Below are 22511 nucleotides of genomic sequence, written 5' to 3'. Positions count from 1 at the left end.
ATACGAACAGGCTCGACAAGTAACTCCGGAGACACGAAATGACTGCACTGAACGACGGCTGGTTTACCGAGGTATTCCAGGACCAGGGAACCGCATTTTCCCTGCAGGTAAAGAAGAAGCTGCACGAAGAACAGACCGAATTCCAGAAGCTGGAAATCTGGGAAACCGAAACCTTCGGCAACCTGATGGTGCTGGACGGCTGCGTGATGCTGACCAGCCGTGACAACTTTCTGTACCACGAAATGATGACCCATCCGGCCCTGTTCACCCACAAGGACCCGAAGAAGGTCGTTATCGTCGGCGGTGGTGACTGCGGCACTCTTAAAGAAGTCCTTAAACACCCGGGTGTGGAAGAAGCCTGGCAGGTGGAAATCGACGAGCGCGTCACCCGCCTTTCGGAACAGTACTTCCCCGAACTGTGCGAATCCAACACCGACCCCCGCGCCAACTTCTTCTTCGGTGACGGCATCCAGTGGATTCGTGACGCGGTGCCTGAAAGCCTCGATGTCATTATCATCGACAGCACCGACCCGGTAGGCCCTGCCGAGGGCCTGTTCGCGCTGGATTTCTACCGCGACTGCATGATTGCGCTGCGTGAGGGTGGCATCATCGTCCAACAGAGCGAGTCGCCGCTGCTGCATACCAACACCATCATCAAGACCATCCACGATGACATGAAAAAGGCCGGGTTCGACCATGTGCGTACCCTGCCGTTCCCGCAGCCGGTGTATCCCACCGGGTGGTGGAGTTGCACCATGGCGGGGAAGGAGAAGCCTGTTGTGTACTTCCGTGAAGAAGATGCCGATCAGCGGCCGTTTGTGACTCGTTATTACAACGCTGATATCCATCGGGGGGCGTTGGCTTTGCCCCAGTTTATGGTGGATGTGTTGGAAGATGAGGTTATGTCGAGCGAAAGGTAAGCGTTAGCTGGGAGTGGGGTTGTCGGATTACGGCTTCGCCTAATCCGACCTACGAGGACCAACTACGGGAGGTAAACTCCGAGGTTGGCGAGGAAGCGGGCAGGGCCTTCCGGGATCGTCAAAAACATGGATGTTTTTGTCGAGCGTACAGGGACGTATTCACCGCGTATCCCGGAAGGCCCTGCCCGCTTCCGTCACCTCCAAGAACCGTTAACTCCGAACCAAAAAGAGGGGCGCCCGCAGGCGCCCCTCTTTTGATCCAGTGTCAGCCAATATTACTTGCTGCTGACAAACTCCGGATAGGCTTCCATGCCGCACTCGGACAGATCCACGCCTTCGTACTCTTCCTCTTCGGTAACCCGGATACCCATGACCGCCTTGAGGATGCCCCAGACAATCAGGCTGGTGCCGAAGACCCAGACGAAGATGGTGAGCAGTCCGACCAGCTGACCCATAAAGGTCGCATCCGCGTCGGACAACAGCACCGCGAAGATACCCCAGATGCCAACCACACCGTGCACCGAGATAGCACCGACCGGATCATCAATACGCATCTTGTCGAGTGTGACAATCGAGAACACCACAACGATGCCGCCGATAGCGCCGATGATGGTCGCCAGCAGGGGCGAAGGATCAGCAGGCTCAGCCGTGATGGCTACCAGACCGGCCAGGGCACCGTTCAGGGCCATGGTCAGGTCAGCCTTGCCGAACATGATGCGGGCGACGATCAGTGCGCCGATCAGGCCGCCGGCTGCCGCTGCGTTGGTGTTCAGGAACACGTTGGCAACCTCGTTGGCCACACCGATACCACCCAGCTTCAGGGTAGAGCCGCCGTTAAAGCCGAACCAGCCCATCCACAGGATAAAGGTACCGAGAGTTGCCAGCGGCAGGTTTGCGCCCGGGAAGGCATTGATCTGGCCCTTTGAGCCGTATTTGCCTTGACGGGGGCCCAGCAGCAGAACACCAGCCAGGGCAGCAGCAGCACCAGCCATGTGCACGATACCGGAGCCGGCGTAATCGCTGTAGCTGAGCTCGTAGATGCCGAAAACAGCATCGCCGTTCCAGGTCCAGGAACCCTGCATCGGGTAGATAAAGCCGCACATAACCACGGCGAATGCCAGGAAGGCCCAGAGCTTCATGCGCTCAGCGACGGCACCGGAAACAATGGACATGGCTGTGGCAACAAAAACCACCTGGAAGAAGAAGTCCGAAGCGCCTGCGTATTCACCCATCTCGCCGAAACCGGCTTCATTGGAAGCTGCAAGGACTCCGGCAATGGCCGCGTCGTCCATTTGCGCGACAGTGGTAACGCCACTGAGGAAGAGTCCGCCATCGTACATGATGTCGTAGCCGACGATCAGATACATGGTACAGGCTACTGCAAACAGGGAGACGTTCTTGGTCAGGATTTCAGTGGTGTTCTTGGCACGCACCAGGCCTGCCTCGAGCATCGAGAAACCCGCGGCCATCCACATGACCAGGGCACCGCAAATCAGGAAGTAAAAGGTATCCAGCGCATACTGGAGTTCAAAGATATAATTAAGATTGCTTTCCATGTGAAGCCCTCCGCACGAGGCTTTTCAGGTTATAAGTTTTTTGCGTTGGCTGTCTGGTTGATCAGGCTGTAATCAGACCGCTTCTTCGCCGGTTTCCCCGGTCCGTATCCGGATAGCCTGTTCCAGTTCGGTCACGAAAATTTTGCCGTCGCCGATTTTTCCGGTGTTGGCGGCCTTGGTGATGGATTCGATGACCTGGTCCAGCAGGTTGTCGCCGATAGCAACTTCAACCTTGACCTTGGGCAGAAAGTCCACCACGTATTCTGCGCCACGGTAGAGTTCGGTATGACCCTTCTGGCGACCGAAGCCTTTGACTTCAGTGACCGTTACGCCTTGTACGCCAATCTCGGATAGTGCCTCACGGACATCATCCAACTTGAAAGGCTTGATGATCGCTGTCACAAGTTTCATTGCTTTCTCCTTGGTAAAGCCGTCTCAACGCCTGGAACTCTTCGGTCCGTTGTTGAGGTCGGGATGCTGCCACCTCGCACACCAATTGTGCGGATTGCGTACAAGGCTTTTAGCATCGTGTGTGCCAACGCAAAAAATAACAATAATATCAGTATCTTGAGTATATGCTGATCCAAAATGGACCGTCAGGCTGCACCATTTCGGGGCTGGCCTGTCGGAAGCGAACCATAATGATGCACAAGTCAGGTGCAATCATTAAAAGCTGCCTCAGCGGCATTATACTGCCGATAGGGTACAGTATGGCAGGGCAGGCAATGTGTTACACTTCCGACCTTCGTACCGGTGCCAGTTCCGGACGGGTTCTGGAGAGTTCAACAGAGCTTATAAGTGTTCAAGCCAGCGAGGTGATTTGTGAAAGGTCCACAGGATTTCTTTACCCAGCTTCAGGGTCAGTTCGGCCAGTTTGTTCCCGATATGGCCCGTGCCGCCCGTGAGGACTTCGAAGCCCAGGCCCGGGCGACGGTAATGACCGTGCTGTCGCGCCTTGAGCTGGTAACCCGTGACGAATTTGATGCCCAGCAGGCGGTCCTGATGAAAACCCGTGAAAAGGTCGAGGCGCTGGAAAAGCGTGTGGCCGAGCTGGAGCAGCAGCCCCCGAACAGCTGACAGGCAGGAAGCCCGTCAGGCGGCTGAGCCGCCAATACCCATAACCATGGAAGGTTGTCATGTTTGCCGTCGTCCATACCCGCGCCAGCATTGGCGTATCCGCGCCATCCGTTACTGTTGAAGTCCACCTGTCCGGCGGCCTGCCGGCACTTTCCATTGTCGGGCTGCCGGAAACCGGCGTTCGTGAAAGCAGGGAGCGTGTCCGTAGCGCGTTGCTCAATGCCGGCTTCGACTTTCCCGCCCGCAGAATCACAATCAACCTGGCTCCCGCTGATTTGCCCAAGGAGGGTGGCCGCTTCGACCTCCCCATTGCCCTGGGCATCCTCGCCGCTTCCGGACAGATTCCGGCGGAAAGCCTTGCGACATACGAGTGTGTGGGCGAGTTGTCCCTTGATGGTGCGCTGCGCCCCCTGAAGGGGGTGCTCCCTGCCGTGTTGGCGGCCCGTAAAGAAGGACGCCAGTTGCTGATTCCCCAGGCCAATGCCGCCGAAGCCGCGCTTGCCAGCCAGGACGACGTGTTGCCAGCAGCCCATCTGCTGACAGTGTGTGAGCACCTGTGTGATCGGGCCCGTATTTCTCCGGTTCCGGCTGCAGTGGCAGAGCAGAGTGCCAGGCCCGGTCCGGACCTGGCCGATGTCCGGGGCCAGAACGTTCCGCGCAGGGCGCTGGAGATAGCGGCGGCGGGCGGGCATAACCTGCTGATGTTTGGCCCCCCGGGTACCGGGAAGAGCATGCTCGCCAGCCGTCTGCCCGGCATTCTGCCCCCCTTGACCACGGAGTCCGCCCTGGAGGTGGCCAGTATCCACTCGGTGGCCGGGTTGCCGGTTCAGGACGAGGACTGGTGCCGGCCACCTTACCGGTCACCGCATCACACCGCCTCATCCGTTGCCATGGTGGGTGGGGGCAGTAGTCCGCGGCCTGGTGAAATCTCACTGGCGCACCGTGGCGTATTGTTTCTGGACGAACTGCCGGAGTTTGGGCGCCGGGTGCTGGAAGTGCTGCGGGAGCCCATGGAGTCCGGCGAGATTGCCATCAGCCGTGCCGCGAGGCAGGTGACTTTTCCCGCCCGGTTTCAGGTGGTGGCGGCCATGAACCCGTGCCCCTGCGGTTACCTGGGGCATCCCTCGATCGAGTGCCAGTGTACGCCACAACAGGTGCTCCGCTATCGGGCAAAGATTTCCGGGCCGTTGCTGGACCGCTTCGATCTGCATGTGGAAGTGCCGGTGCAAAGTGGTGAGGTGCTGATGCAGCGCGAAGGGGAGGGGGAGTCGAGCGCCGTGGTGCGTGAGCGTGTCAATCAGGCCCGGCAGCGGCAGGTTCAACGGGGTGCGGTCAATAGCGCCCTGGGCGGCAGTGAGCTACACCACTACTGCCGGGTGGACCAGGCTGGTGAAACCATGTTGTCCGCGGCGATGGAGCGCCTGGGCCTGTCTGCCCGGGCCTTGCACCGCATTCTTCGGGTGGCGCGAACCCTCGCTGACCTGGAAGGTCAGGAGCGTATCGGCAATGGTCACCTGGTGGAGGCTCTGGGCTATCGCAAGCTGGACCGGCAGCAGACCAGGAATGCGCAGGTCTCGGTATAGAGGGTCGGGCTTAACAGGGGCTGACGGGCACAAATACCTGGCTGTATAGTGGCGTCTGCAGCAAGTCACTCTGGTAAACTGTCGATATAACCCATTGAAGAGGCACCGCGAAAGGGCGGTTGAGGACGTCAGATGACCGATCACGATGATGTTTCCGGCGATTCACCTGTTACCACACGCCGTGGCGTGCGCAGTTTCGTGTTGCGTCAGGGGCGAATGACCGAAGGCCAGAAGAAGGCCTACGAGCGCAGCTGGCCCAAGTACGGCCTGACCCGTGAGCAGGGCATGATCGACCCGCGCCAGGTGTTCGGCCGGGACAATATGCTGAATCTTGAGATCGGATTTGGCATGGGCAAATCCCTCGCCGATATGGCGGAAGCGGCGCCGGAGCAGGACTTTATCGGTGTCGAGGTGCATCTTCCGGGTGTGGGTGCCCTGTTGAAGGAGATTGAAGACAGGGGGCTGGAGAACGTCCGGATCTACGCTATCGATGCCAACGACGTGATTGACCTGTGCCTGCCCGATGCCGCCCTGGACCGGGTGATGGTGTTTTTCCCGGATCCCTGGCACAAGAAGCGGCATCACAAGCGCCGGCTGATCCAGCATGATTTCGTTCAACGCCTGCGCCACAAGCTCCGGGTGGGCGGTATCCTGCACCTGGCGACGGACTGGGAGAACTACGCGGAATACATGATGGAAATCATGAGTGAGTCGGAAGGCTTCGCCAACACTCAGGAGCCGGGCCAGTATTCCCCGCGTCCCGAGGATCGTCCGGTGACCAAGTTCGAGAAGCGCGGTGAAAACCTGGGACACGGGGTCTGTGACCTGGTGTTCTACCGCACAAACTAGGCGTCTGATTCCGGCGGCGTTATCCGTGGGCCAGCGGGTGGCGCCTGGCAGCCCGGATGATCACCAGTCCTGCCGCGCCCAGCATGAGCCCGGTAAACTTGATCAGCGCGCACACGGTTGCCGACAGACTGAGCATATCCGTAGGCGGGTCCATGTTGTTCAGCAGCAGGATGTTTTCCGCCATATCACCGGTGCCGGCAGCCACGAACAGCGCTTTGACCCAGCGCGCCACGTTGCGCTCCCGAACGCCCGGTCGGTCCCGGGTCAGGTGGTTGGTCAGAAGAATCAGTGTGAACAGGTAAGCCGGGACGAACAGGAAATCCAGCCACAGGGAAACATGGGCCCATACCAGGCCACCCTCGCGCCAGCTCCGGATGATGGCCATGGACTGGTCTGCCGTCGCTGCCATCTGGAAGCTGACGATGCCCTGGGGCGCCGAGCCAGTCCGCAGCGGCTGGTTGACGAGTACCAGAATAAGCAGCAGGGCCGCTGTTGCCAACAGGCTCAGGTTGAGCCTTTGGGGAAGCAGGGTCAGAAGACGCGGCAATGACATCAGAGAAAGCGCTCCAGCACGCTGTTCAGGTATCGCTGTCCGAGTTCTGTCGTCTGAATTCGTCCCGGTTTCAGCAGATTTTCCGTTCTTAATTCCTGAAGTTTTACCGCAACTGTGCTCAATGGTAAACCTGTACGTTCTGTGAACAGGTTTTCCGGTACTCCGGACGTCAGGCGCAAGGCGTTCATCAGAAATTCCAGAGGCCGCTCGTCAGGCTCGACCACCTGGTTGCCGGCGGTTCGGCTGCCAATCCGCTTCAGGTAGGCCTCGGGTTGCCGTGTTTTCCAGAATCGCCTTATTTCACCGTTGCGCAGGGTGATTTTGCCGTGAGCTCCGGCACCAAGGGCCAGGTAGTCCCCAAACATCCAGTAATTCAGGTTATGGCGGGATGCCATCCCCGCCCGACTCCAGGCTGACACCTCATAATCTGCGAAACCCTGTTGGTGCAGGTATTCCGAGCCCTGGCGATAGATCTCCCACAGGTGGTCCTCGTCCGGCAGTGGCGGGGGGCGGCTGAAGAATTCAGTATTGGGCTCCAGGGTCAACTGGTACCAGGACAGGTGCGGAGGCTCCCACGCCAGGGCCGTTTCCAGGTCGGTAATGGCCTGCTCCGGTGTCTGGCCTGGCAATCCATGCATCAGGTCGAGGTTGAAATTGTCGAAGCCGGCGTTACGGGCCGCCTCAATGGCTTTGTGCGCGGCCTTGTCATCGTGGATGCGCCCCAGGTCTTTCAGGCGCTGCGCATTGAAACTCTGAATGCCGATGGACAGGCGGTTGATTCCTGCTGCCCGAAAGCCATGGAACCGGCGTTGCTCAACCGTTCCCGGGTTGGCCTCCAGGGTAATTTCGACATCATCGTCGAAGCGGAGGTGTTCGCGTAGCTGGCGGAACAGGCTTTCATAGAAGTTCGATGACATCAGTGACGGCGTGCCACCGCCGATGAACACCGTCTGGATGCTGCGGCCCTGAACCAGTGCCAGGTCGCTGGCGAGATCCTCCATGATGGCTTTCAGGTAGCGGTCCTCAGGGATGTCGCCGGTCAGCGCGTGAGAGTTGAAATCACAATAGGGGCACTTTTTCACGCACCAGGGAACGTGAATGTACAGGCTTAGTGGGGGTAGTGCGCTGTTCCGCCAGTCATCCGGCAGCTCCATGGTCACTCTGCCCCGGCGCCCAGCTGTTCCAGGAGCTGGGCCAGTGCCCGTCCACGGTGACTTATCCGGCCTTTGTCTTCACGGGACAGTTCCGCGGCACTGGTTCCTGTTTCCGGTACCAGAAATACCGGGTCATAACCAAAACCGCCTTCCCCTCTGGGTTGATCCAGTATCTTCCCTGGCCAGCGGCCATGGCAGATGACCGGCGTTGGATCATCGGCATGGCGCAGGTAGACCAGTACGCAGTGGAACTGGGCGGTTCGTTGCTCTTCAGGGATTCCTTCCAGGGCCGACAACAGGGCACGAACGTTATCGTCGTCACTGGCAGACTCGCCCGCATAGCGCGCCGAGCGAACACCCGGCTGGCCACCGAGTGCGTCAACCGCAAGCCCGGAATCGTCCGCCAGGGCGGGTAAGCCGGTGACGCGGGCCGCATGCCTTGCTTTGAGGATGGCATTTTCCACAAAGGTGACGGCCGGCTCTTCCGCCTCGCCGACCCCCAGCGTCCCCTGGGCGACAGGCGTTAGTCCCAGGGGTTTGAGCAGCTCCGCCAGTTCGGCAATCTTGCCTTTGTTATTGCTGGCTATAACCAGTCGGTCTGTGGTCTCAGTCATCAGTCATTGAACAGCGTATGGGCGAAACGAATGGGAAGATCCTCTTTACTGCCAGTGGGCCTTGCGGTTATCTGAAAAGTCATCAATTCAGCGTTGCTGTACTGGTATTCCGCGATGAAGTAGACGGCATTACCTTCCTGTATGCGGCGAAACCCCAGAAATTTCACCTGCTGCACGTCGTTCAGTACCTTGCCTTCCACTTGCCCTGACACTGGCTCCAGGCCGCCATTTTCGGTTTCCCGCATTATGGAAATGTTAACGATTCCAATGCTTTTGCTGCGGTTCAGGTTGTTCTCCCTGGCGACCTCGGGTGCCAGGAAGGTGCTGGGAAAAACGCTCCAGTGCACCTGGAATTCACCGAAATCCTTTGAACCGGCGTGGGTCTGGGTAGAGAGCAGGAGCAGGCATGCCAGTGACAGTATGGCAAACCAGTGGGCGTGAATTATTCTGTTCATGAATCCTCCCGGGTTATCCGGTATATGGCAATCTGTCCCAACATGTTGGGCCACAGGCGGCTGAGCCAGCGATCCTGATGCTCACCATCCACCACCGTACGGGTCAGGATGCGGAAGCCTTTGCGGTAACACAAGGCCTCGAAGTCCTTGAAGGTGCACAAATGGATGTTGGGGGTGTTATACCATTTATACGGCAGAGTTTCGGATTCGGGCATACGGCCCCGACGCATCAGGTACCAGCGCAGTCTCCAGTAGGCGAAGTTGGGGAAGGTTACAATGCCTTCGCGACCGACCCGCATCATCTCATCAAGCACCATGTCCGGGCGGCGAACGGCCTGCAGTGCCTGGGTCATGAGCACGGTGTCGAAGGTGTGATCCTCGAAGTTTCCAAGCCCCTGGGTATCCAGATTCTGTTCGATGACTGATACACCACGGCCCATGCAGGTGGTGATGTGGTCCTGATTGATTTCCAGCCCGAAGCCGGTGGCCCGTTTCTCCCGCTGCAGGTAGTCCAGCAGGGTGCCGTCGCCGCAACCCAGGTCAAGCACGTGGCTTCCCGGTTTGATCCATTGCTCGATAATTTTCAGGTCTGGTCTCATGCCCCTGCCTCCCTCGCTACACGGTCCATGTACGCCTCGAAGATGGCGGTGTATCTTGGGGTGGGTATCAGGAAGGCATCATGGCCCCAGGGTGCGTCTATTTCCGCGTAACTGACCTTGCAACGGGCAGAGATCATGGCGTTCACCAGTTCTTCCGACCTTGCCGGGGTAAATCGCCAGTCGGTGCTGAACGACAGTACCAGGAATTCGCAGCAGGCGCCGCGCAGGGCTTTTGCCAGATCGTTGTCGTGTTCGTAGGCGGGGTCGAAATAGTCCAGTGCCTTGGTCATCAGCAGATAGGTGTTGGCGTCGAACGACTCCGAGAACCGCTCGCCCTGGTAGCGCAGGTAGCTTTCCACCTGAAATTCGGCGTCGTAGCCGAATTTGTAGGCCTGGTCCCGCAACTCACGGCCGAATTTTTCCCCCATGGAGGCGTCGGACAGGTAGGTAATGTGGCCCACCATCCGTGCCAGCATCAGCCCCCGCCGGGGCAGGGTGTTGTACTCGTAGTAGCGGCCGTCGTGAAATTCCCGGTCTGACGTGATGGCCTGCCTCGCCACCTCGTTGAAGGCAATGTTCTGGGCGCTGAGGCGCGGGGTTGATGCAATGACTACGGCGTGTCGCAGCCGGTCAGGATAATCCAGGCTCCACTGCAGGGCCTGCATGCCCCCCAGGGATCCGCCAACCACCGCGGCCCAGCACTCGATACCGAGCCGGTCGGCCAGCAGGGCCTGGCTGTGCACCCAGTCGCGAACGGTGATAACGGGAAAATCGGGCCCATAGGGTTGACCGGTCTGTGGATTGGTGCTGCCGGGCCCGGTACTGCCATGGCAGCCGCCCAGGTTGTTCAGGCTGACAACGAAAAAACGGTTGGTGTCGATGGGCTTGCCGGGGCCTATGCAGCTGTCCCACCAGCCGGGCTTGCGATCTTCCTTGCTATGGTAGCCGGCCGCGTGGTGATGGCCGCTGAGGGCATGACAGATAAGCACCGCGTTACTGGCATCGGCGTTGAGTTCGCCATAGGTCTCGATCACCAGGTCGTAACTTTCCAGTGTCCGGTTGCACGCCAGGGTAATCGGCGTATCGAAGTGCAGTGTCTGAGGGGTGACTATCCCTACAGAATCCGTTGGCAAGGGATCGGGCATTGGCGCGACAGGTTCCTGATTCGGTCCGGTTTATCTGCAACAAGATTGAGGCAATGGCCGCACAGGAGAGCCCGGGAAGACGGTGGGCTCGATGGAATGGCCGGCTGATTGCCAGCCAAGCAGTTTAAAGGCCGGCCCGCGCGGCTGCAACCGCCGTTTCCGGCGCTGCTCAGACAGCGCCGGAAATGTTGACCACCTTCTGCTGGATCATCGTTGGTGCCGGTTTGCGGATCTGCCGTTGCATGGCGTCGGCCAGTTCCAGCTGCCGTTTCAGATCGGTAATGGTGTTCTGCAGTCGTTCCCGTTCGGCGCGGCTGTCGCGATCACTGCGCACCATGTCCCGCAGCCGTCGGATCTGGTGTTCCAGCAACTGTTTCTGCTCCATGGAATACTGCATGATGGGCAAGAGTGCTTCCGCGGGCCAGCGCTCTACATCAGCTCTTACCCGTTGGTGAAGGGTGCGGGCTTCCTCGACGATGACATTGAAAAAACGGCGCACCAGCAGAGACTGTTCCGTCAGCAGGTTTTTCGGGCTGATTCGGAACCGTTTGGCCTTCTTGCGTAACTCCCGTACGGCAATCACGTGGCGCCCCGCCCGCAAGGGGATCGGCTCCAGGTGGCGGGCCCGGGTGTCTTCGTTGTAGCGGCGATAGATGGCACCCACCATTTTTTCCGCCAGGTGGCCTTCGCTGAGGAGATTGGCCAGGTCACTTTCCAGCAATTCGAAAAAATGGTCCATGCTGTGGTTCATGCCAGCGGTGGTCCAGCTTTTCGACATCTTCTGGCGGACTTTGTCAGCGTGGGCCTCGAATCGGTCCTCACTGACCAGACCCTTGAGCATATCGCCCTGGGAGTCCATCAGCCGCCGGCTTGACCGCAGGGTGATCAGCTTCTTGTAATAGAAATCGTAATCCCGCTGGGCGCGGTCGGCCAGGCGGCGTAGCGCGTCCTTGTCCATGGTGACACCGGAGCAGGCCTCCAGTTCTTCCTCAAGTGCGTCGAGCCGGGTCTGCATGGCAGCCTGGCTGTTCTGCAGCATGCCCAGCAGATCGTTGATCAGGCTCTGGGTGATCAGCTGTTCCTTGTGCATCAGGATGCGCTGGATAATCAGCTGCTCCAGCTGGCCAAGATTCGAACGCTCTAGCAGTTCTTCGTTGCCTTTCACCCGTGCCAGCAGACCTTGCTTGGCAGAAAGCGGAATGACGTCCTGTTGGCGCATGCCGAGGTGGTCTGCCGTGTACCCCCGCACCCGTTCAATGGCTTCGTGGGTATGCTTCTCACCCTGGAGGTCGTCCCAGAGCACGTCAATTTTGTTCAGCACCGCAAAGCGTCCGGCACGGTGATCTGCATGCTCGGTATCGATGTGCTCCTTCCAGATGGTCATGTCACTGGCGGTAACGCCGGTGTCGGCACTGAGCAGGAAGATGATGGCGTGGGCTCGGGGCAGCATGCTGATGGTCAGTTCCGGCTCGGAGCCCAGTGCGTTGAGGCCCGGCGTGTCCAGGATTCTCAGCCCACGCTCGAACAACGGATGGCGGATGCTGATCTGGGCATTGCGCCAGGCCGGAACCAGTACGTTCCCGGGCCGGTTGCGGTCATGCTCCAGCATGTCTTCATCAAAACCGAGGCCGCGAGCCTCCTGGGGGCTGACGCTCTTGACCCGCGCCACTTCTGCCAGTACTTCCCGCATGATTTCCGGGTCGCGCTCGTCCAGGTCATGTTTGACCCAGCGTTCCGGCTGTTTGCGCAGTTGCTGCAGAGAAAGTTCGCCGGTGCGGGTTTCGATGGGAAGCAGGAGCAGATAATTGCTGTTGGAGGTACGATCGAAAAACAGCTCGGTCGGGCACATGGTGGTGCGGCCGGCCTGGGAGGGCAGCATGCGCTGACCGTATTCCGAGAAGAAGAGGGCGTTGATCAGTTCGGTTTTCCCGCGGGAATACTCTCCCACAAAGGCAATGGTGAGCTCGTCTTCGATCAGTAATTCCAGCCCGTGGCGGATGCGGTTGCTGACATCATCCGAAAACAGATTGTTGTCCTGAAGCCACAAACGATAACGGCCGATCTGTCTGATCAGCTCTTTCTTCCAGCCGTGGTAGGCCTCGACCTGCTGCGACAGGGTACCTTGCTTGTTCATCGGACCATCCTTCTGCTCGACTTCCGGGCGACTGCGTTGGCTTTTGGTTGGGTAAAGCTGCGTTGAAAATATAGCTAATGTTACCGCACCTGCCGGGCAATTCTGCGAGGCCGGTCACGGGTATGTACAGCAGAACGACGGATTATACATAAAAAATGCAGCTGATTCAGTGAGATGGATCAGCTGCACGGGAAGGTTGCTTTATTGTCCGTATGTGTAACGGATTGTGTTTTTGGGAGGCAGTCTACATTCCGACAATGGATCCCATGCCGGCGGCAATTTTCATGTGATCGATCACGACTGAAATCACATTGAGGATCAGGAAGACGATAATGGGTGACAGATCCAGCCCACCAAGAGAGGGCATCACGCTACGCACGGGCCGCATTACTGGCTCGGTGATCTGTGCCACCAGCTGGATGGCAGGGTGGTTGCTTTGCGGGGCGATCCAGCTCACCACCACAACGGCGATGACGGACCAGAAGTAGATTTTCACGATCAGGTCCAGCACATTGAGTATCGACCAGCTCAGCAGTGTCAGCGGGTTGATGGCCGGAATGCTGCCGTTGATGGCAAACAGGATCAGGAAAAAGGTGATGGCCTGGATGATGACAGCCAGTACCAGGGAGGCACCGTCGATACCTCCCCATCCGGGGATGAATCGGCGCAGGGGCCGCAGCAACGGATTGGTGGCCTTCACCGCGAACTGGGTGATCGGGTTGTAGAAATCGGCCCTTGCCAGTTGCAGCAGGAAACGCAGCAGCACAATCGTCAGGTAAAACGTTGAGGCAATGAGCAGAATGGTGATCAGAATGTCAGCCAGCATGAAGCCGTGTCTCCCGTTATCGGTTACTGTTTCTTGGCAAGTTCTTTGGCCATTTCCCCGGAGCGCTTATAGGCTGCGGAATAGGCTTTTTTCACCAGGTCCCTGAGGCCGCCCTCTTCAAAGGTATGGATGGCCTGTTCCGTGGTGCCACCGGGGGACATGACATTGCGCTTGAGCTGGCCGGGGTCGAGTTCGCTACGTCCGGCCATTTCGGCAGCACCGGCCATGGTCTGGATGGCCAAGGCACGGGCGGTTTCGCTGGCGATGCCCGCGTCGGTTGCTGCTTCTTCAAGGGCTTCCAGCATCAGGAAGAAGTAGGCGGGGCCACTTCCCGATAGTGCGGTCACTGCATGGAGGAGCGACTCCTCGTCGACCCATAGCGCGGAGCCTATGCTGCTGAAGACCGACTCGACCATGGCTTTCTGCTTGTCCTTTACCTGGTCATTGGCGTAGAGGCCGGCAGCCCCCTTGCCCACCAGCGAGGGTGTATTCGGCATCACCCGCACCAGCGGGAGACCGCCGCCAAGCCATTCGTCCAGAGTGGATGCTTCCAGCCCGGCCGCGATGGAGACCATCAGCGGGCGGGTATTCTGGACCACCGGGGCGATATCTGAACAGACATCCGCCATGACCTGTGGCTTCACCGCAAGAACCACCATGTCCGCCTGCTGGGCGCAGTAGCGGTTGTCGGTAGTCACGCTGACGCCAAACTGCTTGCGGATGGACTGAAGGTGATTGTCATCGGGGGCGCTGACCCAGATATTGGCGGCCTGGAAGCCGCTGTCCAGCATGCCACCGATAATGGCACTGGCCATGTTGCCGGCGCCGATAAACGAAATCGTTGGTGATGTGCTCAAGGTTCACTCCGCCTTTGGATCAGTAGTGGTCAATTGTCGATCTGCTGGTGATGATAACAGGAACCGGGCCTGTCAGCCTCCGCTTACCGGGGGCCGAACAGGGCGGTTCCAACCCTCACCCAGGTAGAGCCCTCTTCAATGGCCATTTCCAGGTCGTCGGACATGCCCATGGAAAGGGTGTCCAGAGGGCCGGAGCCCGGTGCTTCCTGCCGGAGTTTTTTCAGTGCGTTGGCCAGTTTGCGGAAGCTGGATCGCAATTCCGCTTCGGGCTGGTCCGGGTCAGGAATCGCCATCAGGCCCCGGAGCGAGAGATTGGGCATCTCCTCAATGGCGTCTGCCAGCTCCGTGAGATCCTCCAGCGAACAGCCGGATTTGGACGCTTCGTTATTGATGTTCACCTGCAGGCAGATATTCAGCGGCGGCAGGGCGCTGTCGCGCTGCTCATCCAGCCGGTGGGCAATCTTGAGCCGGTCGACGCTGTGAGCCCAGTCAAAGGCTTCCGCAATCTGGCGCGTCTTGTTGGACTGGATCGGGCCTATGAAATGCCACTCGATCGCGTCCAGATCAGCCAGGGCCTCCATCTTGTCCAGCGCTTCCTGGACATAGCTTTCACCAAAGGCACGTTGGCCAGCCTCGAAGGCGGTTCGAAGGTCCTCCGCAGGCCGTTTTTTGCTCACAGCCAGCAGGCGCACCGAGTTCGCCTTGCGGCCGGCCTTCAATGTTGCTTTTTGTATGCGTCGGGTTACGGTCCCGATGTTGTCTGCTATGCTGCTCATTGTGCGAATCCGCCGACTCCGGTCAGTCACTGATACGGTGACACGTTACCCGCAGGTCACTGAAATGCCAAGTGAAGCTGTTCGGGGCCTGCTGACTGATGCCGGCGCATACCGGGATAAAAGCAAAAAGCCTTCCGAGGACCCCTATGGATATTACTGAACTGCTTGCCTTTTCGGCCAAACAGGGCGCATCAGATTTGCACCTGTCGGCCGGCCTTCCTCCGATGATCCGTGTTGATGGCGATGTTCGCCGTATCAACCTTCCGCCCATGGAGCATAAAGAAGTCCACGGGCTGATCTACGACATCATGAACGACAAGCAGCGCAAGGACTACGAAGAATTTCTGGAAACCGACTTTTCCTTTGAGGTTCCGGGGGTTGCCCGCTTCCGTGTCAACGCGTTCAACCAGAACCGGGGGGCCGGCGCGGTTTTCCGGACCATCCCGTCAAAAGTGCTGACCATGGAAGACCTGGGCATGGGCCAGGTGTTCAAGGACATCTCATCGGTACCCCGTGGTCTGGTACTGGTTACCGGTCCTACGGGTTCCGGTAAGTCCACCACGCTGGCGGCGATGATCGACTACATCAACGACAGCCGCTACGAGCACATCCTCACCATTGAGGACCCCATCGAATTCGTGCACGAATCCAAGAAATGCCTGCTCAACCAGCGGGAAGTGCATCGTGACACCCTGGGCTTCAACGAAGCCCTGCGCTCGGCACTGCGGGAAGACCCCGACATCATCCTGGTGGGCGAGCTGCGGGACCTGGAAACCATTCGTCTGGCATTGACGGCGGCGGAAACCGGCCACCTGGTATTCGGCACCCTGCACACCACCTCGGCGGCAAAAACCATTGACCGCGTGGTGGATGTATTCCCGGCGGAAGAGAAGTCCATGGTCCGTTCCATGCTGTCGGAGTCGTTGCAGGCGGTTATCTCCCAGACCCTGATGAAGAAAATGGGTGGCGGCCGGATTGCCGCCCACGAGATCATGATTGGTACCTCTGCAATCCGTAACCTGATCCGCGAGGACAAGATTGCGCAGATGTACTCGGCAATCCAGACCGGTGGTTCCCTGGGCATGACGACCCTGGACCAGTGCCTGGAAAAACTGTTGAAGAAAGGTCTCATTTCCCGCGAAGCGGCACGAATGAAGGCGAAAATGCCGGACAACTTCTAAATGCGGTAGAAGGCTTGGCACATTGTTCGGCGGGTGCCGGGCGGGGCCTGTTCCAGGGACGTCAAAAACAGGGATGTTTTTGTCGAGCGTACATGGACGTATTTACAGCGTGCCCTGGAACAGGCCCCGCCCGGCACCCGGACACCGAAAGTCAGAAACACAGGTAGATGATCATGGAATTCGAAAAACTGCTCCGTTTAATGGTGGAAAAGGGTGGCTCTGACCTTTTTATAACAGCCGGTGTGCCGCCCTCCATGAAGGTGAACGGCAAGGTGCTTCCTGTTACCAAGAACGCCCTGACGCCGGAGCAGACCCGTGAGTTTGTTTACGGTTCGATGAGCGACAAACAGCGGGCCGAGTTCGAGGAAAGTCACGAATGTAACTTTGCCATCAGTGCCCGGGGTATCGGCCGCTTCCGTGTCAGCGCCTTCTTCCAGCGTAACCTCTGCGGCATGGTGCTGCGGCGGATTGAGGTGAAGATCCCGCAGATTGATGACCTCGCGCTGCCGGAGGTGATCAAGGAACTGGCCATGACCAAGCGTGGCCTGATCATGTTCGTGGGCGCCACCGGTACTGGTAAGTCCACTTCGCTGGCAGCCATGCTGGGGCACCGTAACCGCAACAGCCGGGGCCATATCATTTCGATTGAGGACCCGATTGAATTCGTTCACCAGCATCAGGGCTGTATCGTCACCCAGCGCGAAGTGGGCATCGATACGGAAAGCTTTGAAGTGGCGCTTAAAAACACCCTGCGTCAGGCGCCGGACGTTATTCTGATTGGTGAGGTGCGAACCCGCCAGACCATGGAATACTCGGTGCAGTTTGCTGAAACCGGTCACCTGTGCCTGGCCACCCTGCACGCCAACAACGCCAACCAGGCGCTGGACCGGATAATCCAGTTTTTCCCGCCGGAGCAGCACAACCAGATCTGGATGGACCTGTCCCTGAACCTCAAGGCCATTGTCGCCCAGCAGTTGATTCCGACACCGGACGGACAGGGCCGCAAAGCCGTCATCGAGGTGTTGATCAACACGCCTCTGGTTGCTGACATGATCCGTAAGGGCGAGGTGCACAAGCTCAAGGAACTGATGTCCAAGTCCAACGAAACCGGCATGCGCACCTTCGATCAGGCGCTTTACACGCTTTATGCAGAGGGTTCCATTACGTACGAAGACGCGCTTGCTCATGCCGACTCCGCGAACGACCTGCGTCTGATGATCAAGCTTGGCACGGATTCCCAGGGCGCGGACAAGCTGGCCTCGAGTGTCGACAAGCTGTCGATTCAGGACGATTGATCGATATATCGCCAATTTAGACTTTAGTCTGAAACAATTAGGCCCCTGAACCAGTAGGGATGGTAATTGTGGCCATCAGATCACCCTGCGTATACTCCGTGGTAACGCTACACGGAGGACTTATGCGTAACAAAAAAGCCAACCTTTACTCTGCTATCCGTTTTGCCACCATCGCCGCTGCTGCCGCTCCGGCCAGCGTACTGGCTGGCGGCTTTTCCCTGAATGAGCAAAGCGCCAGTGCCATGGGCGTTGCCAACGCCGGAACGGCCGCCAACCCGGAGAATGCCACCACGGTGTTTTTTAACCCCGCCGGTATGAGCCAGCTGTCTGGTACCAATATGTCATTTGGCGCTGCCGTGCTGGATATCGACGCGGAACTCAAAGAAGGCACCGGCAGTGCTGTTCGTGACGATGGTCGCCCTGTTACCGGTGGAAACGGTGGTGATATCGCCGATCCGGCCGTCCTCCCGAACTTTTATATGACCCACGAAGTCAACAACTGGCTGGACGTGGGCTTTGGGCTGCACGCACCCTATGGTCTTGCTGCTGACTATGAGGATGACTTCAAGGGCCGCTTTTTCGCTGACGAGACCGAGCTGACCGCCATCGCATTCAGCCCTTCCATTGCCGTCAATGATGGCAATGGTTTGTCCCTGGGAGCGGGCATCAACATTATTTATGCCGAGGGCAAGCTGACCAAGTTTCAGGATTACAGCGGTACGGAAGCCCGTTTTGGGCTGCCACCGGGAACCCTGGATGATGGGTATGCGGATGTTGAGGGCGACGACGTTGCGCTCACCTTTGCCTTCGGGATGCTTTGGGAGCTTTCCGAGCGAACCCAATTTGGCATCTCTGCACAGACCGGAGCCGAGCTGGATCTCGATGGCGAGGCGGAAATCCGCGATTTCCCGCAGGGCAGTCTGGGATCTGGTGGTCTCACCTTCAGTCAGTCCACAGTGACTGAAAAGGCGACGGTTCCGCTGGAAATTCCGGAAAGTATCACCTTTGGCGCTCGCCACCGCATTACCGACACAGTGACATTCCTGGCCGGTGCAACCTGGGCAAAGTGGAGCCGCTTTGAGGCTCTGGACATCGTCAGCCGTGAGGATAACGGCCCGGTTTCTTCCCGGGCAGGGCCGGGGCTGGGCGATGATCGCCTGATTGCCCATGTGTCTGAGAACTGGAAAGATACCTGGCAGGCGAATGTCGGTGCTATCTGGCAGGCCACTCCGGAATGGGCATTCAAGGCCGGCTATGCCTGGGATGAGTCGCCGGTGAACGACGATTTCCGCACCGCGCGAATTCCTTCCGGTGATCGTGACTGGCTGACGCTGGGCGCGCAGTATGCAGACGCCCGTTCTGGCTGGACGGTTGACGTTGCAGCCGGTGTGTTGCTGTTTGACGATCAGGACGTCGATGAGCGGAATTACGACGTTAATGACGAGCCGATGCCCGGAGCAGCACGCTATCAGGGCACCTATGAACTCGACGCCTGGAGTGCCGGCGTCCAGGTCAGCAAATCGTTCTGATCACAGCTTCAGGTGGCTGACCGAGACTGGTCAGCCGACCACCTGGCCGCGATAGATTCGCTTGGATCGCTGTGGCCGAGGCGTTTCTTCCTCCACGGGGGCCTGTCCACGATAGGTTCGCTTGTCGCCTTCCTCATCCTCTTCAGGTTCTGCCATTCTGAGCTGGGGAACCTGCTCAGTCAGTGCGGCCCAGGTGCGGGTCAGTTGGCTGGAGCGGGTTTTACGGGCGTAGTCTGCCAGTTGCTGTTCCAGATGCTCTTCCGTGAGATGCAGTTTGACTCCGAATTCGGTGTGAATCAGGCGCCGGCACTGGTGTACCAGCTTCAGCAGGCCAGGGTCCAGTAGCCAGCTTCTTTGAGATGCCAGAAATGTCATGGTAACGGCCTCGGGAAAGATGTGTCACAACCTGGCTCCTGCCCGATCAGGCAGAAGCCGACAATCTCAATACCTTGCGAATTCCATGCCGTCTGATGAAAAGGCGTGGTTACGCGATTCGGCGCACAAGCGATGATCGCAAACAGGGCGTTTTGGTGAGCTGTTGCCCCAAAACGGACCCCGGAAGGATGAACTAGTGCGCTTCGTCCCAGTTATTGCCAACGCCGGCTTCCACCAGCAAGGGAACATCCAGCCTGGCAGCAGCTGACATACGCTTTTCCAGGCCTTCGCGGATCTTGTTCACCGCCGACTCTCGCACTTCCAGAATCAGTTCGTCGTGAACCTGCAGGATCATCCGTGCGTCATCCCCGTGATTGGCCAGCAGCCAGTCTTCCACGCTGACCATTGCCCGCTTGATGATGTCTGCAGCAGTTCCCTGCATGGGAGCGTTGATGGCAGTACGCTCTGCGGCCTGTTGCATCTGTTTGTTGCGGGCGTTGATCTCCGGCAGGTAGAGGCGCCGTCCGTAGAGGGTTTCGACGAAGCCGTCGTCGTGGGCCTGCTTGCGGATGTTGTCCATGTACCTGAGTACCCCGGGATAGCGCTCGAAGTACCTGTCGATGTATTCCTGGGCCTGGTTGCGGCCCACATCCAGCTGGCGGGCAAGGCCGAAGGCCGACATGCCATAAATGAGCCCGAAATTGATGGCCTTGGCGCTGCGGCGCTGATCGGCGGAGACCTCGTCCACGGCAACGCCAAACACTTCCGCGGCGGTTGCCCGGTGAATGTCCTCGCCCTTCTCGAAGGCCGTCAGCAGGCCCTTGTCGCCAGACAGGTGGGCCATGATCCGCAGTTCAATCTGGGAGTAGTCCGCGGCCATCAGTTTGTAGCCGTCCGGCGCTACGAATGCCTGGCGAATACGGCGCCCCTGTTCACTGCGGATCGGGATGTTCTGCAGGTTGGGCTCTGACGATGATAACCGGCCGGTGGCCGTCACCGCCTGATGGTAAGAGGTATGGATCCGGCCGGTACGGTGATGGATCAGCTCCGGCAGGGTGTCCGTGTAAGTGGATTTGAGCTTGCTCAGGCTGCGATGCTCCAGGATCAGCCGGGGCAGGGCATGTTCGTGGGCCAGTTCCTGAAGCACCGGTTCAGCTGTGGACGGCGCGCCTTTCGGAGTTTTCTTCACCACCGGCAGCCCCATCTTGTCGTAGAAGATGGTTTGCAGTTGCTTGGGGGAGCCCAGGTTGAAGGTTTCGCCGGCTTCGTCGTGGGCTTCCTTCTCCAGCTCCGCCATGCGTTCCGCCAGTTCCTGGCTGTGCTGGCGCAGGGTGCTGGCGCTGATCATGGCGCCCCGTTGCTCCATCCGCGACAGCACCGGCACCAGTGGCAGGTCGATGTTTTCATACACCTCCCGCAGGCGACCGGTTTTTTCCAGTTGCGGTCGCAACACCTGGTGCAGGCGCAGGGTGATGTCGGCGTCTTCGGCGGCGTAAGGGCCTGCCTGTTCCAGATCAATCTGGTTGAAGGTCAGCTGTTTGGCACCCTTGCCGGCAATGGACTCGAACGTGATGGTCTGCTCGCCCAGATATTGCATGGCCAGCGAGTCCATGTCATGGCGCGAACCTACCGAGTTGAGCACGTAGGACTCCAGCATGGTGTCTTCCGCAATACCTTCCAGACTGATGCCATGGTTGGCCAGAACGTTCTTGTCGTACTTGAGATTCTGGCCGAGTTTGGCTTTTTTCGGGTCTTCCAGCAGCGGTTTCAGCTGCTCCAGTACGGTGTCACGGTCCAGTTGTTCCGGAGCGCCCATGTAATCGTGGCCCAGGGGAACATAGGCAGCTTCGCCTGCCTCGATAGCAAAGGATACACCAACGATTTCGGCGTCCATGTAGCGCAGGCTGGTGGTTTCCGTGTCGAATGCAAACAGGGAAGCCTTGTTGAGGCGCTCCATCCAGTTGTCCAACTCTGCCTGGTCAGTGATGACCGAGTACTTCTTTTCTCTCGTGGCAGTCTGGTTGCTGCCGCCAGCGGTGTTGCCGGTATCCTTGTTGGCGGAGGAGTCGTTATCACCATTTTCCAGTTCCGCAATCCAGGAGCGGAGCTCGTATTCACGGAACAGCTCAAGCAGCTTGTCGTCGTCCTGGGTTCTCAGCTTCAGGTCTTCCAGCCCGAATTCCAGGTCCACATCGGTTTTGATGGTGGCCAGTTCGCGGCTCAGGGGCAGTGTCTCCCTGGCTTCCCGCAGGTACTCGCCAATCTTGCCCTTGACCTCGTCCGCGTGCTCGATGATTTCGTCCAGGCTGTCCCAGGTCTGCAACCATTTCACGGCGGTTTTCGGGCCGCATTTATTAACGCCGGGTATGTTGTCCACCTTGTCACCCACCAGCGCCAGGTAATCCACGATCTGTTCCGGGGCAATGCCGAACTTTTCCACCACGCCTTCCCGGTCCATGCGGGTATCCGTCATGGTGTTGATCAGGGTGACGTGGTCGCTCACCAGTTGTGCCATGTCCTTGTCGCCGGTGGAAACCACAACATCGATGCCTTTGCTGGTGGCCTCGTCTGCCAGGGTGCCGATGACGTCATCGGCCTCGACGCCACTGACTATCAGCAGCGGCAGACCCATGGCGCGAACCATATCGTGGATAGGCTGGATCTGCACGGCCAGGTCGTCAGGCATGGGCGGGCGGGTGGCCTTGTAGTCTTCGTACAGGTCGTTGCGGAAGGTTTTCCCCTTGGCGTCGAACACCACCACCATTTTCGAGCCGGGAAAATCCTGTTCCAGCTTCCGGATCATGCTGATGACGCCCTTGATGGCTCCGGTGGGGTGCCCCTTGCTGGTCATCAGGGGAGGCAGGGCGTGATAGGCGCGGAAAAGGTACGACGACCCGTCGACGAGAACCACGGGCGGAGTCTGTTGTTGTGTCATATCAAAACGGATCCGGATTCTGATTGAAGCGTTGAATGGCTTGTGCAACTCTGACTGCACGGAGGCATTGGTTCGCAGTGTCAGGGCGGCTTTTGGCG

Annotated in this window: 20 protein-coding genes and 1 pseudogene; 7 read left to right on the top strand and 14 right to left on the bottom strand. The window is 58.7% G+C overall.

Translation table 11 applies throughout. From position 1 onward, the window contains the following. Positions 1 to 38 precede the first annotated feature (38 nt). Positions 39 to 920, top strand: a complete 882-nt coding sequence (gene speE, locus QPL94_RS18560; RefSeq protein ID WP_285359420.1) for a polyamine aminopropyltransferase — start codon at positions 39 to 41, stop codon at positions 918 to 920. Positions 921 to 1195: 275 nt separating this feature from the next. On the opposite strand, the gene QPL94_RS18555 is transcribed toward speE, so the two are convergent. Both QPL94_RS18555 and glnK read right to left on the bottom strand, forming a co-directional pair. After that, positions 1196 to 2476 (bottom strand): ammonium transporter AmtB, encoded by a 1281-nt coding sequence (locus QPL94_RS18555; RefSeq protein WP_285359419.1) that lies wholly within the window; start codon positions 2474 to 2476, stop codon positions 1196 to 1198. A gap of 72 nt (positions 2477 to 2548) precedes the next feature. After that, positions 2549 to 2887 carry a P-II family nitrogen regulator gene (gene glnK / locus QPL94_RS18550; protein ID WP_004578958.1) on the bottom strand — a complete coding sequence of 113 codons (339 nt, stop codon included), beginning with the start codon at positions 2885 to 2887 and terminating at the stop codon, positions 2549 to 2551. Positions 2888 to 3298: 411 nt separating this feature from the next. Between glnK and QPL94_RS18545 the strand changes: the two genes are divergently transcribed. The 3 genes from QPL94_RS18545 (at position 3299) to trmB (ending at position 5985) form a co-directional block, all read left to right on the top strand. Next, entirely contained in the window at positions 3299 to 3553 is a 255-nt protein-coding gene (locus QPL94_RS18545; RefSeq protein WP_285359418.1) for an accessory factor UbiK family protein, read from the top strand. 59 nt (positions 3554 to 3612) lie between these two features. Then, positions 3613 to 5136 carry a YifB family Mg chelatase-like AAA ATPase gene (locus tag QPL94_RS18540; protein WP_285359417.1) on the top strand — a complete coding sequence of 508 codons (1524 nt, stop codon included), beginning with the start codon at positions 3613 to 3615 and terminating at the stop codon, positions 5134 to 5136. Between the two features lie 132 nt (positions 5137 to 5268). Then, the gene (gene trmB / locus QPL94_RS18535; protein ID WP_285359416.1) at positions 5269 to 5985 is read left to right on the top strand and encodes a tRNA (guanosine(46)-N7)-methyltransferase TrmB; all 717 of its coding nucleotides are present in this window, start codon (positions 5269 to 5271) and stop codon (positions 5983 to 5985) included. 19 nt (positions 5986 to 6004) lie between these two features. Here trmB and QPL94_RS18530 read toward each other — a convergent pair whose 3' ends face one another. The 10 genes and pseudogenes from QPL94_RS18530 to QPL94_RS18485 form a co-directional block, all read right to left on the bottom strand. Then, complete coding sequence (locus tag QPL94_RS18530) at positions 6005 to 6538, bottom strand: hypothetical protein (RefSeq protein WP_285359415.1); 534 nt, start codon at positions 6536 to 6538, stop codon at positions 6005 to 6007. Continuing rightward, a complete protein-coding gene (gene hemW, locus QPL94_RS18525; protein WP_285359414.1) occupies positions 6538 to 7692 on the bottom strand; it encodes a radical SAM family heme chaperone HemW in 1155 nt (384 codons plus the stop codon). The genes QPL94_RS18530 and hemW overlap by 1 nt, the downstream gene beginning before the upstream one ends. 2 nt (positions 7693 to 7694) lie before the next feature. Further along, the gene (gene rdgB / locus QPL94_RS18520; protein ID WP_285359413.1) at positions 7695 to 8306 is read right to left on the bottom strand and encodes an RdgB/HAM1 family non-canonical purine NTP pyrophosphatase; all 612 of its coding nucleotides are present in this window, start codon (positions 8304 to 8306) and stop codon (positions 7695 to 7697) included. Further along, on the bottom strand, positions 8306 to 8761 hold the full coding sequence (locus QPL94_RS18515) for a DUF4426 domain-containing protein (protein WP_285359412.1): 456 nt from the start codon (positions 8759 to 8761) through the stop codon (positions 8306 to 8308). Before QPL94_RS18515 ends, rdgB begins: the two co-directional genes overlap by 1 nt. Then, positions 8758 to 9360, bottom strand: a complete 603-nt coding sequence (metW, locus tag QPL94_RS18510) for a methionine biosynthesis protein MetW (RefSeq protein ID WP_137437097.1) — start codon at positions 9358 to 9360, stop codon at positions 8758 to 8760. Before metW ends, QPL94_RS18515 begins: the two co-directional genes overlap by 4 nt. Next, positions 9357 to 10505: a homoserine O-succinyltransferase MetX gene (gene metX / locus QPL94_RS18505; RefSeq protein WP_285359411.1), complete on the bottom strand. Its 1149-nt coding sequence runs from the start codon at positions 10503 to 10505 to the stop codon at positions 9357 to 9359. Before metX ends, metW begins: the two co-directional genes overlap by 4 nt. A 1324-nt stretch (positions 10506 to 11829) precedes the next feature. After that, positions 11830 to 12639 (bottom strand): annotated as a pseudogene (locus QPL94_RS21490) (dynamin family protein); the annotation flags it as partial. Positions 12640 to 12883: 244 nt separating this feature from the next. Beyond that, positions 12884 to 13465, bottom strand: coding sequence for a YggT family protein (locus QPL94_RS18495; RefSeq protein ID WP_285359409.1), 582 nt, complete (start codon positions 13463 to 13465; stop codon positions 12884 to 12886). 23 nt (positions 13466 to 13488) lie between these two features. Next, a complete protein-coding gene (gene proC, locus QPL94_RS18490) occupies positions 13489 to 14322 on the bottom strand; it encodes a pyrroline-5-carboxylate reductase (RefSeq protein ID WP_285359408.1) in 834 nt (277 codons plus the stop codon). A gap of 83 nt (positions 14323 to 14405) precedes the next feature. Next, entirely contained in the window at positions 14406 to 15098 is a 693-nt protein-coding gene (locus tag QPL94_RS18485; protein WP_285359407.1) for a YggS family pyridoxal phosphate-dependent enzyme, read from the bottom strand. Positions 15099 to 15244: 146 nt separating this feature from the next. Between QPL94_RS18485 and QPL94_RS18480 the strand changes: the two genes are divergently transcribed. The 3 genes from QPL94_RS18480 to QPL94_RS18470 all read left to right on the top strand — a co-directional run bounded on the left by QPL94_RS18480 (position 15245) and on the right by QPL94_RS18470 (position 19103). Then, positions 15245 to 16279 carry a type IV pilus twitching motility protein PilT gene (locus QPL94_RS18480; RefSeq protein ID WP_137437103.1) on the top strand — a complete coding sequence of 345 codons (1035 nt, stop codon included), beginning with the start codon at positions 15245 to 15247 and terminating at the stop codon, positions 16277 to 16279. Between the two features lie 173 nt (positions 16280 to 16452). Continuing rightward, positions 16453 to 17574, top strand: a complete 1122-nt coding sequence (locus QPL94_RS18475; protein WP_137437104.1) for a PilT/PilU family type 4a pilus ATPase — start codon at positions 16453 to 16455, stop codon at positions 17572 to 17574. Between the two features lie 122 nt (positions 17575 to 17696). Continuing rightward, positions 17697 to 19103 carry an OmpP1/FadL family transporter gene (locus QPL94_RS18470; RefSeq protein ID WP_285359406.1) on the top strand — a complete coding sequence of 469 codons (1407 nt, stop codon included), beginning with the start codon at positions 17697 to 17699 and terminating at the stop codon, positions 19101 to 19103. 30 nt (positions 19104 to 19133) lie between these two features. Here the strand turns inward: QPL94_RS18470 and QPL94_RS18465 are convergent, their stop codons facing one another. Then, on the bottom strand, positions 19134 to 19478 hold the full coding sequence (locus QPL94_RS18465; protein WP_285359405.1) for a hypothetical protein: 345 nt from the start codon (positions 19476 to 19478) through the stop codon (positions 19134 to 19136). 193 nt (positions 19479 to 19671) lie between these two features. Then, positions 19672 to 22413 carry a DNA polymerase I gene (gene polA / locus QPL94_RS18460; protein WP_285359404.1) on the bottom strand — a complete coding sequence of 914 codons (2742 nt, stop codon included), beginning with the start codon at positions 22411 to 22413 and terminating at the stop codon, positions 19672 to 19674. Positions 22414 to 22511: the final 98 nt, after the last annotated feature.

Origin of the sequence: Marinobacter sp. SS13-12, assembly GCF_030227115.1 — a bacterium.
In the GTDB taxonomy this organism is placed as follows: domain Bacteria; phylum Pseudomonadota; class Gammaproteobacteria; order Pseudomonadales; family Oleiphilaceae; genus Marinobacter.
This window is presented reverse-complemented; position numbering and strand designations above follow the sequence as displayed.

Coding starts and splice junctions, on each gene's coding strand:
- QPL94_RS18495 (WP_285359409.1), bottom strand. CDS start 13,465: ATGCTGGCTGACATTCTGATCACCATTCTGCTCATTGCCTCAACGTTT.
- QPL94_RS18485 (WP_285359407.1), bottom strand. CDS start 15,098: ATGAGCAGCATAGCAGACAACATCGGGACCGTAACCCGACGCATACAA.
- rdgB (WP_285359413.1), bottom strand. CDS start 8,306: ATGACTGAGACCACAGACCGACTGGTTATAGCCAGCAATAACAAAGGC.
- metX (WP_285359411.1), bottom strand. CDS start 10,505: ATGCCCGATCCCTTGCCAACGGATTCTGTAGGGATAGTCACCCCTCAG.
- QPL94_RS18530 (WP_285359415.1), bottom strand. CDS start 6,538: ATGTCATTGCCGCGTCTTCTGACCCTGCTTCCCCAAAGGCTCAACCTG.
- QPL94_RS18555 (WP_285359419.1), bottom strand. CDS start 2,476: ATGGAAAGCAATCTTAATTATATCTTTGAACTCCAGTATGCGCTGGAT.
- speE (WP_285359420.1), top strand. CDS start 39: ATGACTGCACTGAACGACGGCTGGTTTACCGAGGTATTCCAGGACCAG.
- metW (WP_137437097.1), bottom strand. CDS start 9,360: ATGAGACCAGACCTGAAAATTATCGAGCAATGGATCAAACCGGGAAGC.
- QPL94_RS18465 (WP_285359405.1), bottom strand. CDS start 19,478: ATGACATTTCTGGCATCTCAAAGAAGCTGGCTACTGGACCCTGGCCTG.
- trmB (WP_285359416.1), top strand. CDS start 5,269: ATGACCGATCACGATGATGTTTCCGGCGATTCACCTGTTACCACACGC.
- polA (WP_285359404.1), bottom strand. CDS start 22,413: ATGACACAACAACAGACTCCGCCCGTGGTTCTCGTCGACGGGTCGTCG.
- glnK (WP_004578958.1), bottom strand. CDS start 2,887: ATGAAACTTGTGACAGCGATCATCAAGCCTTTCAAGTTGGATGATGTC.
- QPL94_RS18475 (WP_137437104.1), top strand. CDS start 16,453: ATGGAATTCGAAAAACTGCTCCGTTTAATGGTGGAAAAGGGTGGCTCT.
- QPL94_RS18480 (WP_137437103.1), top strand. CDS start 15,245: ATGGATATTACTGAACTGCTTGCCTTTTCGGCCAAACAGGGCGCATCA.
- hemW (WP_285359414.1), bottom strand. CDS start 7,692: ATGGAGCTGCCGGATGACTGGCGGAACAGCGCACTACCCCCACTAAGC.
- QPL94_RS18540 (WP_285359417.1), top strand. CDS start 3,613: ATGTTTGCCGTCGTCCATACCCGCGCCAGCATTGGCGTATCCGCGCCA.
- QPL94_RS18470 (WP_285359406.1), top strand. CDS start 17,697: ATGCGTAACAAAAAAGCCAACCTTTACTCTGCTATCCGTTTTGCCACC.
- QPL94_RS18515 (WP_285359412.1), bottom strand. CDS start 8,761: ATGAACAGAATAATTCACGCCCACTGGTTTGCCATACTGTCACTGGCA.